The following is a 15,730-nucleotide window of genomic DNA, read 5'->3' on the forward strand; positions in this document are numbered from 1 at the left end:
GATGGTGCGGCGGAAGGATCCTTCTCCGGGGGCGATGTCGACGTTGGCACCCTCAAGGGCAGCGCAGGACTTGTAGCCGCAGCTCCGCGCCGCCCTCGGGCACCTGGGCGAAAGGGCGTGCGTCCGCGTGGACGAACCCACGCACGTCCAGGCTCGCCTCGGTGCGGTAGCCCAGCTCCTCACACAGGTGTTGCGTCAGGACATGCGAGTTGATCGTGACGACACCCCGATACCCTCGTGCGCGGGCCGCGCCGATCACCGTGGTCTCGAGTTCGCGCGCGACCCGAGCCACCTCTCGCTGCCCCGTGGCCGCCAGCAGCAGCACGTAGACCCATTCGCCTGGACCCGGTTCGGACGGCTGGTGACACCAGGGCGCCATGAGCGCGCTCATGATGGCGTCCAACGCTCGCAGTCGCGGAGCGACCACGAAGAGACCCTCCCGTTCGTGGGTATGTACCCGGGACAGATCGGCGGCCACCACGCACCCCACCAGTCCCCCGCGTCCATCGACGGCCACGAAGGACAGGCCCTCCATCACGCAGGCATCCAGGTAGCTGGCGAACAACGCATGCAGATCGGCGCGTGTCGCTCCGAGCGCCTGTTTGAGCGGGTCGATCTCGTCGAAGCGGTCAGCGAGCAGGTTCACCGCCGCCGTGCCGAGCGCATCACGCGCCGCCTCCAAGGGGCGAACCGTGAGCGTTCCGTGTGGGACTTCCAGGCGGGCTCCCCGCCGCAGCGCGGCGAGCGAGGGGGCCGCGTAGAACTGCTCGAGGGACACCGGCTTGCCAGCCTCGCGCAGCCTGCGCAGCAGGTCCACCGCGAGCAGTGAGGTTCCTCCCGCCTGGAAGAAATCGGTGTCCTCCTCGATGGGCGCCCGAGGCAGCACCGCGTGCCAGGCGGCCGAGAAGGGATCCTCTCCGAGTGCCGCGGCCGTTCTCCCGAGCGCGAGCAGCCGTTGGCGATCGAGCTTTCCATTGGGCAGCAGTGGCAAGTGCTCGATGAGGGCGAGGGCGGGCCGTGCATGGGGCGGCAGCTCCGCCTCGCACACCGCACGCAAGGCCTCCAGGGTCACCGCTCCAGGCTCGCGCGGCTGGACGAAGCCGAGCAGCGAGGGCCCCTCCGCGTCTTCCCGCACCAGCGCCACGACGGCCAGGACCCCCTCGCAGCGCAGGAGCACGCGCTCGAGCTCGGCGAGCTCGAAGCGGTTGCCCAGCAGCTTGACCTGCCGGTCCCGGCGGCCCTCGTGGAGCAACATCCAACCGCCATCGCTGGGGTCACGGACCATCCGGCCGAGGTCTCCGGTGTCGTAGCGTCCTCCCTCCTCCGTCCATGCCGAGACCCCACCGGGGCCGAGATGGCCGAGCGAGAGGTTCGCGCCCCGCACATGGAGGATGCCCCGCTCGCCGACCTTCACGGGGGCCCCCGTTTCATCGAGCAGCTCGAGGGTGGTGTTGTCGATGGGTCGCCCGATGGGAACGGGGTCCTCTCCCGCGCGGCACACGTGCGCCGTGACGTCGCCCATGACCTCGGTGCTGCCATAGAGGTTGAGCAGCACGTCGCCCGGTCGCCGCGCGAGGAACGCCTCGGCGAGCGGGGAGGGCAGGGGCTCTCCGCTGCAAGTCCACAGGTGCAACTTCGGCACGGGCACACCTGAATCACCGGGTGGAGGGGACAGATGCGGCAGCAGAAGTCGCAGCAAGGAGGGGACGACGATCAACCGGCTCACGCCGTGGCGCGCCGCGAAGGCGAGCAGGCGCTCGGGTTGCTTTTCGAGGCCATCGGGTGCGATGGCCACGGGGACTCCCTGTAGGAGCGCGCCGAACAGCTCCCAGATGGAGTCGACGAAGCCCAGAGGGGTCTTGAAACAGCACACCTCGCCCTCGGCGAAGGGGAAGGCCCGCCACATCCATTGGAAGCGGTTCTGCGCCGCCCGGTGCGGCAGACATACGCCGCGGGGCCGTCCGGTGCTGCCCGAGGTGTAGAGCACCGCGAAGGGCCGCTCGCCCGCTGGCGGGGAGGTGGACTCGGGTCGCTCGGAGTCTTCTCCCTCCAGGTCGAGGGGCGCACGCGGGTCGAACACCCAATACGGGCATGGGGGGGCGAGTTGCCGCACGAGCGATTCGTGCTCGGGTCCGGCCACGATGAGCGAGAGAGCCGCCTCGGCGGCGATGTGGGCCAGCCGCGCGAGGGGATAGGTGGGATCGAGGGGCAGATAGGCACCGCCCGCTCGCAGCACGGCGAACAGGACCTCGGCCATGGCCGGCCCTCGCGACATGCACACGCCCACGAGCGGCGTCGCCTGGGGCGCGGACGAGGACGCCGTGCGCAACCGCGTCCGCACCCCACGTGCGAGTCGATGGGTCCGCGTGTCCAGCTCCTGGAAGCTGATGGAGCCCTCATCCGTGAGGAGCGCCGGTTTGTCGCGGCGCGCCGGGTTGGCCGTCAGCATCCGCGCGAGGGCGTCCTCCAGGGTCCAGTTCGCCGAGAGGGGATGAGGGGGGCCATGCATCACGCTCCACATGAAGACCGCAGCCTGCACCGGCTCGGCCGTGCTGTTGAAGCCTGGGCTCATGCGTGATGCGAGGAGTGTTCAGCGGCCGGGATGACGGTGGGAAGCGTGAAGAAGAAGGTGCTCCCCCTTCCTGGTTGGCTCTGGACCCAGATGCGTCCTCCGTGGGCTTCGACGAGCCCCTTCACGATGGCGAGTCCCAGACCGGCTCCTTGCTTGTTTCCCGCGGAGGCCTGCCAGAAGGGCTCGAAGAGGTGCGGCAGGTTCTCCTTTGGAATCCCAGCGCCCGTGTCGCTCACGGAGAAGCGCATCATGTGCCCCGCCGGCTCGGCCCGAAGCGCGATCCGTCCACCCGCGGGTGTGAACTTGAGCGCGTTGCCGAGCAGGTTCGAGAGGATCTGGATCACCCGGTCACGGTCGGCGAAGACAGGTGGCGCGTCCTCCGCGACGGCGACCGTGAGCTGGATGGACTTCTCCTCCGTGAGCGCGCGATGCAACTCGGCGGCCTCCCTGACGAGCCGCGCGGTCTGCTCCAAGCCGCGCTCCACCGACAGGCGGCCGGCCTCCATCCGGGCGACGTCCAGCAAGTCCTGGATGAGCCGGGTTGCCCGGTCGACCGCCTTTTGTATGGACTCGAGCGATGTCGTGTCGGCGATTCTCTTCTCGGGTGGAGACGTCAGGAACTTCCTGGCGCTCAGGGAGATGACATTCAGCGGAGTGCGGAGATCGTGGGCGACGACCCGGAGGACCTCATCGCGAGTACGCGTGGCCTGCCCGGACTGTTCATGCAAGCGGGCATTGTCGATGGCGAGCGCGGCGCGATGGGCGAGCTCTTCGGCGAGGGAGAGGTCCCGGGCGCCGTAGCGGCGCCCTGACTCGGACATCGTGAGGATGATCGCGCCCAGGACGCGCTCTCGCGTGGCGAGGGGCACGACGATGCCCGAGCGGGACTCGAGGCGGTGGAGCAGTTCCAGGTGACGGGCGTCCCTCGCCGTCGCCTCGAGTATCGCTTCGGGGATTTCCGGGACGAGCGCCGGCTTTCCCGTCTGGAGGACGTGGGCGACGATGTCTCCCTTCTGGGTCAGGTCATGGGGGTAGGCGGTGATCATCTCGCGCAGCAGGTGTGCCTTCTCCGGGGAAGCCGCCATGATTTCCACCCACTGCACCCGCCCGCCTTCATCGAAGAGGTCGATCATGCACCAGTCGGCCAGCGCGGGAACGGCCAACCCCGCGACGGTGGCCAGGGTGGTCCGGGGCTCGAGCGAGGCCGCGAGCCGCGGACCCGCCTCGGCCAGGAAGCGCCACGCCTGTTCGAGCTGCTTGCGCTCGGAAATGTCCTGGATCTGCGCGATGAAGTGGAGCGGCTCACCCCGAGAGTCGCGCACCAGGGAGGCTGTCAGCAGGATGGTCACGAGGTGGCCATCCTTGTGGATGTAGCGCTTCTCCATCTGATAGGTGCTGAGCTCTCCTTGGATCAGTCGGCGCACGTTCTCCAGGTCCAACTCCAGGTCCTCGGCGCAGGTGATGTCCTGGAACGTCTTGGTGAGGAGTTCCTGCTGCGAATAACCGAGGAGCTCGCACAGTGCGCCGTTCACGTTCAGGAAATGGCCGTCCAGACCGGTCAGGGACATTCCGATCGGTGCGTGCTCGAACGAGGTCCGGAATCGCTCCTCGCTGTCGCGGAGTGCTTCCGCGGACCGGTGCCGCGCATCCATCAGGGAGAGGGTGCTCGCATTCCACCCGACCACGAGCAGGACGGCGGCCATCGTGATGACCACGAAGACAGAGATGCCCAACGTGGCCCCGTAGAGCCCCAGCCGTTCACCCAGGAGCAGGACTCCACCCACCAGCAGGGGGATGAGGATGGTCGCGGGGAGCAGCCGGCGCGCCATGATGCCCCCGATGTCGTCTCGCAGGAGCAGGCGTGTCAGCCCTCGCTCGGGATGGACGGACAGGACGCCGAGCGACAGCAGCAGGAAGAGGAGCGCTGAATGGACCGCCATGGGCAAGGAGGGCGGTAGGTGGAAGACGAGCCGTTCGGGCTCGAACAGGCTCTCCTCCAGGTAGAGGTACCCGATGAGGACCAGGGTGGAGAGGAGCATGACGACCAGGGCCAGGAGCCGGGCTGGGAGCCACCCCTGGCGGGTCCTGACATGCATGAGCAGGAGCATCAGCCCCGTGAGACAGAAGCTCAATGCGGTCGAGGGCGCGGGCCGTCCCGGGAGCTTCGGGGTCAGCTGCTGGACGGTCTCGCTGAAGAGCAGGATGTCGATTCCAAGGTCGGCCCCGGAGATGTACTCGGAGAGGGTCAGGCCCCCCAACAGCAGGGTCGTGAGCGCCAGGGCCTGACCTGTTCCTCGCCGCCATGGGTTCGCCTTTTCTTCGTGGAGCAGCCAGAGCGCGGTGCCGCTCAGGATGAAGCCCACCGCGGTGTTCGGCATCATGATGCCCGCGCCTGGCCAGGGAACGAGTTGGATGAGGAGCCTGCTCGCCAGGGACCAGCCGAGCAGATCCAGAACCGCAACCAGAACGGCGAGCCCACTCGCGACTGGCACCAGCCATGCGAGCACCCGCTCGAACCGATGGAGAGAACCGCTATGCGGCGACGTCGTCATGGGTCTCGAGCAACCACTGTGCCCCGGACGGGGCGCAGATGCCGTCCTCGAATGGAGTGCGGTCAAGACCCGAACACCGTGGGCAGGGGAAGTCGTGCCGGACGTGCTGCTCGCGCCAGGCACCATTGTCCGCGGGGGTTGGGAGACGTGTGCCGTCCGACGATGCACGGCCTCGCTCCACTCCACGCTCGCCAGGGTAGGCGGCACCCTGGATTGCGCTCGTGGGTCCTCTCCATGAAGTTCCCGGACCCGCTCGGAGCAAGTTTCCAGCTCCGGGAAGAGCGGCCGGGCAGGTCTGGCTCGTGGCGGGTGGACCCCGGCGAGTCAGGAGCCTCGTTCTACCCTCTACGGATGACGAGGCGGCCATCCCTCCCCTCGTTCAGGGAGGCGAGCTTCATTGTCCGGCGCCGCCCTTCGCGGGCACCTGGGCCTTGCGGAGCTCACCCCAGCAGGCGTCGTAATCCGATTGCAGGGTCGGGCTCTCCATCGCCGCGCTCGTCGGCGCGATGACCCAGCGCGTCTCGAACATGAAGGCGAGCGTGTTGTCGATCTTCCGCGGCGCGAGGTCCGCGGCCACCGCCTCCTCGTAGGTCTTCCGGTCGGGGCCGTGGGAGCTCATGCAGTTGTGGAGCGACACTCCGCCCGGCACGAACTGGTCCGCCTTGGCGTCGTAGACACCGTGGACCAGCCCCATCATCTCGCTCATCACGTTGCGATGGAACCACGGCGGCCGGAACGTGTGCTCGGCGACCATCCACCGGGGCGGGAAGATCACGAAGTCGCAGTTGGCGGTCCCAGGCGTCTCACTCGGCGACGTGAGCACCGTGAAGATCGACGGATCCGGGTGATCGAAGCTCACCGTGTTGATGGTGTTGAATCGCGCGAGATCATACGTGTACGGCACGTGCGTGCCATGCCACGCGACGACGTCGAACGGCGAGTGCTCGAGCGTCGTCTCCCAGAGGTGGCCCTGGAACTTCTGCACGACGCGCGTCGGCCGCTCGATGTCCTCGTAGCTCGCCGTGGGTGCCAGGAAGTCCCGCGCATTGGCGAGGCCATTGGAGCCGATGGGGCCCAGCTCGGGGAGCCGGAACGGCGCGCCGTAGTTCTCGCAGATGTAGCCGCGCACCGGCCCGTCCGGCAGCTCCACGCGCATGCGCACCCCGCGCGGGATGAGCGCCATGTGCCCGGGCGCAACCCGCAGCACACCCATCTCGGTCACGAGCCGGAGTGCCCCGGACTGCGGCACGATGAGCAGCTCCCCGTCGGCGTTGAAGAACGCGGTGTCGACCATGGACGCGTTCGCGGCGTAGACGTGCATCGCCGCGCCCGTGCCGAGGGCGGGCGAGCCATTGCCGCCCATCGTGAACAGCCCCTCGAGCAACGTCGTCGGCTCCGTGGGCAGCGGCAGTGGATTCCAGCGCAGCCGGTTGGGCGTCGGCGGAACCTCGTCGAACGGCCCGCTGCGCAGGTGACGTGCTTCCGTCCGACGGTACGGCGGGTGGGTCGCGCTCGGCCTCAGCCGGTAGAACCACGTCCGCCGGTTCTCACCGCGCGGAGCGGTGAAGGCCGTGCCCGAAATCTGCTCGGCGTAGAGGCCGAACGCGACGCGCTGCGGCGTGTTCTGGCCGACAGGAAGCGCACCGGGGATGGCCTCCGATGCATGCTCGTTCCCGAAGCCCGAGAGAGAGTGGCTGGTGTCCATGGCGCCCAGATAGTAACGGATGAAACCAGTTTGACAAGGTCACGGCTCTCGCTTCAGAGAGCGGTTCGCACTGTGCTCGACACGCTCGAGCAGCGAGCGCAGCATCGCCCGTTCGCCGGGCTTCAGGTCGGCGAGCACCTCGGCCTCGGCCTCGAGCGCCGCGGGGGCCACGCGCTCGTAGATGCGGCGGCCCGCGGCGGTCAGCGACAAGCGGCGTGAGCGTGCGTCGCTCTCGCTCGTGGCGCGCCGCACCATGCCTCGTTCCTCGAGGGAACGCGCGGCGCGGCTCACGGGGACCTTCTCCATCCGCGTGCGTTTGACGAGCTCGAGCTGCGTGCGATCGCCGTCCTCCCCGAGCACCGCGATGAGCCGCCACTCCTGCGTGCTCAGGCCGTATTGCTCCGCGTACACGCGCGCGATCCGTTGGCTGACGACGTTCGCGGCGACCGAGAGGCGGTACGGGAGGAACTCATCGAGGCTCAGGCTCACGGGGCGCGTTCGGCTCATCGCGCCGAGTTATAGTGGGCGCCCCCTCGGGGCAACCCGCGAGTGTGCACCCGAACGCATCGGCCGCGCCCCCGGGGCCGGTGTCCGTCCCAGGGCCTACAGGTGCGAGCAAGATGGTCAGGGGAGGGCTTTCCCGGCCGCCTGGTGGGCGTCCCCTTGTTCCGGGGGCCGACGCGCCGCGGCGAGGGTATCTCCACCTTGGGGGCATGGCGGACCTGTTCCAGCTCTTCGCGGTATCGGCCGTGGTCATGGGCATCTCCCAGACCATCACCCGGGAGCGCATCTTCGCGCCCCTGCGTGAGCGGCTGGGGGGCAAGGAGAGGTTCTGCGGCTACCTGGTTTCCTGCCCTTATTGCACCTCGCACTACGTGGCCTTCGTGCTGGTGCCGCTCACGGGCACCTATCCCATCCGGGTGGTGGTGGGCGGCTGGGTGGGAATGGTGCTGAACTGGTTCCTCTCGTCCATCCTCCTCACCGTCATCGCCGCCTTCTTCCGGGTCCTCTTCTGGTTCGTGGACGAGGCCCAGGGCCTGGTGCGCCGACGTCAGCGGACCGAGGAGGAAGAGGTGGCGACCCAGCGTGTCATCCGCGAGCAGGCCGAGCGGCAACTGCCCGACGAGCCGGGTGCGGACGCCCCGCACTGAGGGCGGCTGGCGGTTGCGAGAGGGGAGGGGAGGGCGTTAAGTGGCCCGCATGTCCTCGAACGCTAATTCCGTGGGCGGCACGCTCGCCATCGAGGTGGAAATCCGCAAGGAGAAGGTGTCCGCGCTCCGGCGGGTGGCCACGCGGGTGGAGTCGTTGTTGGAGGAGTTGAAGCAGGTGGAGCAGTCCCTGGCCGGCACGCGGGGCCCCGAGCGGGCGCGCTGGGTGGCGCGGCACAAGGAGCTGCGGGCCGAGGCGGACAAGCAGCGCTGGTACCTCATCGTGCAGCGCGAGGCCATGGGCCTGTACCACCACGACGACGTCTACGAGCTGTACCGCCTGCCCGCGCCGGTGGAGTAGGGCGGCCTCACGCCCGGCGCCGGTAGATGCGCTCCTCGGCGTCCACCTCGTCGTAGTCGTTCTCCAGCACCGTGTGGCGCAGCGTCTCGCCGCGCCCCAGCACCAGCACCCCGAAGCGGCGCAAGGACTGGTGCAACAGCCGGTGGACGCGTGCCTGCAGGGGCGCGCCGAAGTAGATGAGCACGTTGCGGCAGAGCACCACGTTGAACTCGTTGAACGTGCCGTCGCTCACCAGGTTGTGCTGTGCGAAGACGACGTTCTTGCGCAGCGAGGCCTTGAAGATCGCGTGATCGTAGTTGGCCGTGTAGTAGTCGCTGAAGGCGGCGGTGCCGCCGGCGCGCATGTAGTTGGACGTGTACTCGCGCATGTGCTCCAGCGGGAAGATGCCCGACTTGGCCCGCTCCACCACGGCCACGTTCATGTCCGTGGCGTAGATGCGGCTGCGCTCGTACAGCCCCACCTCCTGCAGCAGGATGGCGAGCGAGTACACCTCTTCTCCCGTGGAACACCCCGCGTGCCAGATGCGCACGAAGGGGGCGGAGAAGAGGTGGGGCACCACCTGTTCGCGAAACGCCCGGAAGAAGGTGGGGTCGCGGAACATGGTGGTGGTGTTCACCGACAGGTGTTGCAGCAGCATGTCCATCGCCGCCGAGTCGTGCAGCACCTTGGCCTGAAGCGCGGAGAGGCTCTCCAGCTTCAGGGCATGAACCATGTTCCACACCCGCCGCCGTAACGACATGCGGGCATAGCCCCGGAAGTCCAGGCCATAGCGTCGCAGGATGCCCTCGAGGAGGAGATCCAGCTCGATGTCCTCGAGAGCTTCCTCGACCTGTCCTTCCGCGCGTGGCCTGGCTTCCGTCATGCCAACTACCCCTTCTGGGCGCGCTCGGCGTTGCGGAACAGCCACACGCGCAGCAGGCTGATGAGCTGGTCGGTCTCCACCGGCTTGGTGATGTAGTCACTGGCGCCGGCGTCGATGCACTTCTCCCGGTCTCCCTTCATGGCCTTGGCCGTGAGCGCGATGATGGGCAGGTTCTTCAGGGTGTTGACCTGGCGGATGGCGCGCATGGTCTCGTAGCCGTCCATCTCCGGCATCATCACGTCCATGAGCACCACGTGCAGGTCCGGCGTGTTGCGGATGATCTCGATGCCCTTGCGGCCGTTCTCCGCGTAGAGCACCTGCATCTTGTGCCGCTCCAGCACGCTGGTGAGGGCGAAGATGTTGCGCACGTCGTCATCCACCACGAGCACCTTCTTGCCCGCGAGCACCGGATCGCTCTGGTGCAACTGCTTGATCATCGCCCGCTTGCTCTCGGGGAGGTTGGCCTCCACGCGGTGCAGGAAGAGCGCCGTCTCGTCCAGGAGCTGCTCGGGCGACTTGACGCTCTTGATGATGATGGCGTCGGTGACGCGCTTGAGGACCGTCTCCTCGTCCTCGGTGAGCTCCTTGCCCGTGTAGACGATGATGGGCGGGGTGTGCCCCTGGCTCTTCATGGCGTCGATGAGCTGCAGGCCCGTCATGTCCGGCAGACCCAGGTCCAGCACCACGCAGTCGAAGTACTTCTCCTGCATGCACTGGAGGGCCTCGTGGCCGCTGCCCACGGCGGTCGTCTTCACGTCTCCGTTGCCGATGAGGGTGACGATGCTCTCGCGCTGGCGCAGGTCGTCCTCCACCACCAGCAGGTTCTTCACCGGCCGCTCGATGAAGCCCTTCACCCGGCCCAGGGCCTCGCCCAGGGTCTCGCGGGTGACGGGCTTCTGGAGCACCGCCAGCGCGCCCAGCTTCAGGCCGCGGCTGCGCTCCTCCTCGCTCGCGGAGATGATGTGCACGGGGATGTGGCGGGTGCGGCTGTCGTGCTTGAGCCGGTCGAGCAGGTTCCACCCGTCGATGACCGGCAGCCCGATGTCCAGGGTGATGGCGTCCGGCTTGTACTGCCGTGCCATGGCGAGGCCCGTGTCGCCGCGCAGCGCGACCAGTCCCTTGAAGCCCTTCTCGCGCACCAGGCCGAGCAGGATGCGGGCGAAGACGATGTCATCCTCGACGATGAGCAGCGTGCGGTCTCCCGGCTGGATGTTGCGCCGGTCGTCCTCCACCTCCTCCTCGCGTGACAGATCTTCCTCCTGGACCGCGTTCTCCACCTCCGCGCGCAGCGCATGCATCCGCGCCTCCGGGCTCATCCGGGCGCCGAGGCTCGCTCCACCATGGCTCGGGGTCGTGGTCGTCCCGTTGCCATGGCCGTTGCCGTTGCCGTTCGGCTGCACGGGTCGGGTCGAGCTGAGCGAGGGGGCGACATAGGTCTGGGGGATGTAGAGCGTGAAGGTGCTGCCCTTGCCTGGGGAGCTGACCACCTTGATTTCACCGCCCAGCAGCTTGGCGATCTCCCGGCTGATGGACAGACCCAGGCCGGTGCCGCCGTACTTGCGGCTGGTGGTGCCATCGGCCTGCTGGAAGGCCTCGAAGATGATCTTCTGCTTGTTCTCCGCGATGCCGATGCCGGTGTCGATGACGGAGAAGGCGATCACCGAGCCACCCTGGTTGAGGATGGGGTGCTCCAGGCTCCAGCCACCGCGGGCCGGACGCACGTCGAGGATGACCTGGCCCTCCTCGGTGAACTTGAAGGCGTTGGCCAGCAGGTTCTTGATGACCTGCTGCAGCCGGCGCCCGTCGGTGTAGAGGTTGGCGGGCAGGGCCTGGGCGAAGTCCAGCTTGAAGCCGAGCTTCTTGTCCACGGCCATCTGCCGGAAGGTGCGCTCCACGAAGTCCTTCAGGCTGGAGAGCGACACCTCGTCCACGTCCACGCTCATCGTCCCGGATTCGATCTTCGACAGATCCAGGATGTCGTTGATGAGCGAGAGCAGATCGCTGCCCGCGCCGTGGATCGTCTGGGCGAACTCCACCTGGCGGCCGGAGAGGTTGCCCTCGGCGTTCTCCGACAGGAGCTTGGAGAGGATGAGCAGGCTGTTGAGGGGCGTGCGCAGCTCGTGGCTCATGTTGGCCAGGAACTCGTTCTTGTACTTGGAGGACAGGGCGAGCTGCTGGGCGCGATCCTCCAGGGACATCTTCGCCTGTTCGATCTCGCGGTTCTTGCGCTCGACCTCCATGTTCTGCACCTGCAGGAGGCGGCTGCGCTCCTCGAGCTCCTCGTTGGTCTGCTGCAGCTCTTCCTGCTGCTGCTTGAGACGCTCCTCGGAGGCCTGGAGGCTCTTGGCCTGCTGCTCCAGGCGGCGGTTGGTCTCGGTGAGCTCCTGCTGACCGCTGCGCAGCTCGTCGGCGAGGCTCTGCGACTGCTTGAGCAGCTCCTCGGTGCGCATGCCCGCGGCGATGGTGTTGATCACGATGCCGATGGACTCGGTGAGCTGGTCCAGGAAGGACAGGTGCGTCTCGCTGAAGCGGTAGAAGGAGGCCAGCTCGATGACCGCCTTCACCTGGCCCTCGAAGATGACCGGCAGCACCACGATGTTGAGCGGCTTGGACTCGCCCAGCCCGCTGTTGATGCGGATGTAGTCGTCCGGCACGTCCGTGAGGAGGATGCGCTCCTTCTCCACGGCGCACTGGCCGACCAGGCCCTCGCCCATGCGGAAGTTGTTGGCGAGGTTCTTGCGCTCCCGGTAGGCGTAGGTGGACAGCAGCCGGAGCGTCTGGCTCTTGTCCGAGCCGTCCATGAGGAAGAAGACGCCGTGCTGGGCCTGCACCAGGGGCGCCAGTTCCTTGAGGATGAGCTTGGAGACGGTCTCCAACTCGCGCTGACCCTGGAGGATGCGGGTGAAGCGCGCGAGGTTCGTCTTGAGCCAGTCCTGCTCGGTGTTCTTCTGCGTGGTGTCACGCAGATTGGCGATCATCTGGTTGATGTTGTCCTTGAGGGCGGCCATCTCGCCTTGGGCCTCGACCGAGATGCTGCGGGTCAGGTCGCCCTTGGCCACCGCGGTGGCCACCTCGGCGAGCGAGCGCACCTGGGTGGTGAGCGAGCCGGCCATGGAGTTCACGTTGTCCGTGAGGTCGCGCCACGTGCCGGCCGCGCCGGGCACCTTGGCCTGACCGCCCAGCTTTCCTTCGATACCCACCTCGCGGGCCACCGTGGTCACCTGGTCGGCGAACGTGGCCAGCGTGTCGATCATCCCGTTGATGGTGTCGGCCAGGGCGGCGATTTCACCCTTGGCGGCGAGGGCCAGCTTGCGCTTCAGGTCACCCGCGGCGACCGCCGTCACCACCGTGGCGATGCCTCGCACCTGGGCGGTGAGGTTGCTCGCCATGGAGTTCACGTTGTCGGTGAGGTCCTTCCAGATGCCGGCAACGCCCTGCACCTGCGCCTGACCGCCGAGCTTGCCTTCCGTACCCACCTCGCGCGCCACGCGCGTCACTTCCGAGGCGAACGAGGAGAGCTGATCCACCATCGTGTTGATGGTGTTCTTCAGCTCGAGGATCTCTCCCTGCACGTCCACGGTGATCTTCTTGCTCAGATCACCCATGGCGACGGCGGTGGTGACCTTGGCGATGTCACGCACCTGGGCGGTGAGGTTGCTCGCCATGGAGTTCACGTTGTCCGTGAGGTCCTTCCACGTGCCGCTCACGCCCTTCACCTGGGCCTGGCCGCCCAGCTTGCCTTCCGTACCCACTTCGCGCGCCACGCGGGTCACTTCGGAAGCGAACGAGGAGAGCTGATCCACCATCGTGTTGATGGTGTTCTTCAGCTCGAGGATCTCGCCCTTCACGTCCACGGTGATCTTCTTGGACATGTCGCCATTGGCGACGGCGGTGGTCACCTCGGCGATGTTGCGCACCTGGGCGGTGAGGTTGCTCGCCATGGAGTTCACGTTGTCGGTGAGATCCTTCCAGGTGCCGCTCACGCCCTTCACCTGGGCCTGGCCGCCCAGCTTGCCCTCGGTACCCACTTCCTTGGCGACGCGGGTCACTTCCGATGCGAAGGTGTTGAGGTTGTCCACCATCGTGTTGATGGTGTTCTTGAGTTCGAGGATCTCCCCCTTCACGTCCACGGTGATCTTCTTGCTCAGGTCACCATTGGCGACGGCGGTGGTCACCTCGGCGATGTTGCGCACCTGGGCGGTGAGGCCGCTGGCCATGGAGTTCACGTTATCGGTGAGATCCTTCCAGGTGCCGCTCACGCCCTTCACCTGGGCCTGACCACCGAGCTTGCCCTCCGTGCCCACCTCGCGCGCCACGCGCGTCACTTCCGAGGCGAAGGTGTTGAGGTTGTCCACCATCGTGTTGATGGTGTTCTTCAGCTCGAGGATCTCCCCCTTCACGTCCACGGAGATCTTCTTGGACATGTCGCCGTTGGCCACGGCGGTGGTGACCTTGGCGATGTCACGCACCTGGGCGGTGAGGCCACTGGCCATGGAGTTCACGTTGTCCGTGAGGTCCTTCCACGTACCGGCGACGCCCTCGACCTGCGCCTGTCCACCCAGCTTGCCTTCCGTACCCACTTCCTTGGCGACGCGCGTCACTTCGGAAGCGAACGAGGAGAGCTGGTCCACCATCGTGTTGATGGTGTTCTTGAGGGCGAGGATTTCCCCCTTCACGTCCACGGTGATCTTCTTGGACAGGTCACCGCGAGCCACCGCCGTGGTCACCTCGGCGATGTTGCGCACCTGGGCGGTGAGGTTGCCGGCCATCTGGTTCACGTTGTCCGTGAGATCCTTCCAGGTGCCCGCGACGTCCTTCACCTGCGCCTGACCGCCGAGCTTGCCCTCCGTACCCACCTCGCGGGCGACGCGTGTCACCTCGAAGGAGAAGGTGTTGAGGTTGTCCACCATCTTGTTGATGGTGTTCTTCAGCTCGAGGATCTCACCGCGCACATCCACGGTGACCTTCTGGCCGAGGTCGCCGTTGGCCACCGCGGTGGCCACCTTGGCGATGTCGCGCACCTGGGCGGTGAGGCCGCTGGCCATGGAGTTCACGTTGTCCGTGAGGTCCTTCCACGTGCCGGCCACGCCTTCCACGCGGGCCTGACCGCCGAGCTTGCCCTCGGTGCCCACTTCCTTGGCGACGCGGGTCACTTCCGAGGCGAACGAGGAGAGCTGATCCACCATCGTGTTGATGGTGTTCTTCAGGGCGAGGATCTCGCCCTTCACGTCCACGGTGACCTTCTTGCTCAGGTCGCCCCGGGCCACCGCCGTGGTGACATCCGCGATGTCACGCACCTGGGCGGTGAGGTTGCCGGCCATCTGGTTCACGTTGTCCGTGAGATCCTTCCAGGTGCCCGCGACGTCCTTCACCTGGGCCTGACCGCCGAGCTTGCCCTCCGTGCCCACCTCACGCGCCACGCGCGTCACCTCGATGGAGAAGGTGTTGAGGTTGTCCACCATCTTGTTGATGGTGTTCTTGAGCTCGAGGATTTCGCCCTTCACGTCCACGGTGACCTTCTGGCCGAGGTCGCCGTTGGCCACCGCGGTGGCCACCTTGGCGATGTCACGCACCTGGGCGGTGAGGCCGCTGGCCATGGAGTTCACGTTGTCCGTGAGGTCCTTCCACGTACCGCTCACGCCCTTCACCTGGGCCTGACCGCCGAGCTTGCCCTCGGTACCCACTTCGCGGGCAACGCGCGTCACCTCGCCCGAGAAGGTGTTGAGGTTGTCCACCATCGTGTTGATGGTCTGCTTGAGCTCGGCCATCTCACCGCGCACGTCCACGGTGATCTTCTTGGACAGGTTGCCGTTGGCGACGGCGGTGGTCACCTCGGCGATGTTGCGCACCTGGGCGGTGAGGTTGCTCGCCATCAGGTTCACGCTGTCGGTGAGCTCCTTCCAGGTGCCGGACACGCCGCGCAGTACGGCCTGGCCGCCGAGCTTGCCTTCCGTACCCACCTCGCGCGCCACGCGCGTCACTTCCGAGGCGAACGAGGAGAGCTGGGTCACGGTGCTGTTGATGACCTGGGCGGTGCGCAGGAACTCGCCGCGGAGGGGACGATCCTCGAAGTCCAGCGCCATGGTCTGGGTCAGGTCGCCCTTGGCCACGGCGCCGATGACGCGCGCCACCTCGGTGGTGGGCAGGGCCAGGTCGGTGATGAGGGAGTTGATCGCCTCCAGGCACGATTGCCAGCCACCCACGGCGTTGGGGAGCGAGGCTCGCTGGGCGATGCGGCCCTCGCGGCCCACCACCAGGCTGATGCGCGCGACCTCGTTCGTCAGCGCCTCGTTGAGGCTGATGACCTCGTTGAGCGTGTCGTAGATCTTCCCCGTGGTCCCGGTGCGATCCTCGGGCATACGGGCCTGGAAGTCCCCCTTGCGGATGGACTGAAGCGTCTTGAGCAGGAGCTTGGCGTCGATCGAGGTGTCGGTCTGCGCCTTGTCGGACGACGTGGCCATGGTGGGAGACATCTCCTGTGCTGCGGGTCGGGGGGCGGACGGGTCGGGGGGCGGACCGCCGCGGGAGGT

8 protein-coding genes are annotated in these 15,730 nt (G+C 67.2%); 2 read left to right on the top strand and 6 right to left on the bottom strand.

Features of this window, described 5'->3' with window-relative positions; all coding sequences use genetic code 11:
• Positions 1–52: 52 nt before the first annotated feature.
• The 4 genes from D187_RS28365 to D187_RS28380 all read right to left on the bottom strand — a co-directional run bounded on the left by D187_RS28365 (position 53) and on the right by D187_RS28380 (position 7,336).
• Positions 53–2,572 carry a non-ribosomal peptide synthetase gene (locus D187_RS28365; protein ID WP_002625495.1) on the bottom strand — a complete coding sequence of 840 codons (2,520 nt, stop codon included), beginning with the start codon at positions 2,570–2,572 and terminating at the stop codon, positions 53–55.
• Positions 2,569–5,124 (bottom strand): sensor histidine kinase, encoded by a 2,556-nt coding sequence (locus tag D187_RS28370; protein WP_002625496.1) that lies wholly within the window; start codon positions 5,122–5,124, stop codon positions 2,569–2,571. Before D187_RS28370 ends, D187_RS28365 begins: the two co-directional genes overlap by 4 nt.
• A gap of 394 nt (positions 5,125–5,518) precedes the next feature.
• Complete coding sequence (gene hmgA / locus D187_RS28375) at positions 5,519–6,829, bottom strand: homogentisate 1,2-dioxygenase (protein ID WP_002625497.1); 1,311 nt, start codon at positions 6,827–6,829, stop codon at positions 5,519–5,521.
• A gap of 39 nt (positions 6,830–6,868) precedes the next feature.
• Positions 6,869–7,336, bottom strand: coding sequence for a MarR family winged helix-turn-helix transcriptional regulator (locus D187_RS28380; RefSeq protein ID WP_043431738.1), 468 nt, complete (start codon positions 7,334–7,336; stop codon positions 6,869–6,871).
• Between the two features lie 206 nt (positions 7,337–7,542).
• On the opposite strand from D187_RS28380, the gene D187_RS28385 reads away from it, so the two are divergent.
• A complete protein-coding gene (locus D187_RS28385) occupies positions 7,543–7,980 on the top strand; it encodes a hypothetical protein (protein WP_002625499.1) in 438 nt (145 codons plus the stop codon).
• Between the two features lie 49 nt (positions 7,981–8,029).
• Positions 8,030–8,338 (top strand): hypothetical protein, encoded by a 309-nt coding sequence (locus D187_RS28390; protein WP_043431739.1) that lies wholly within the window; start codon positions 8,030–8,032, stop codon positions 8,336–8,338.
• Between the two features lie 7 nt (positions 8,339–8,345).
• Here the strand turns inward: D187_RS28390 and D187_RS28395 are convergent, their stop codons facing one another.
• On the bottom strand, positions 8,346–9,200 hold the full coding sequence (locus tag D187_RS28395) for a CheR family methyltransferase (RefSeq protein WP_002625501.1): 855 nt from the start codon (positions 9,198–9,200) through the stop codon (positions 8,346–8,348).
• A 5-nt stretch (positions 9,201–9,205) separates the two neighbouring features.
• Entirely contained in the window at positions 9,206–15,661 is a 6,456-nt protein-coding gene (locus D187_RS28400; protein ID WP_002625502.1) for a HAMP domain-containing protein, read from the bottom strand.
• Positions 15,662–15,730: the final 69 nt, after the last annotated feature.

Source organism: Cystobacter fuscus DSM 2262 (genome assembly GCF_000335475.2).
In the GTDB taxonomy this organism is placed as follows: domain Bacteria; phylum Myxococcota; class Myxococcia; order Myxococcales; family Myxococcaceae; genus Cystobacter; species Cystobacter fuscus.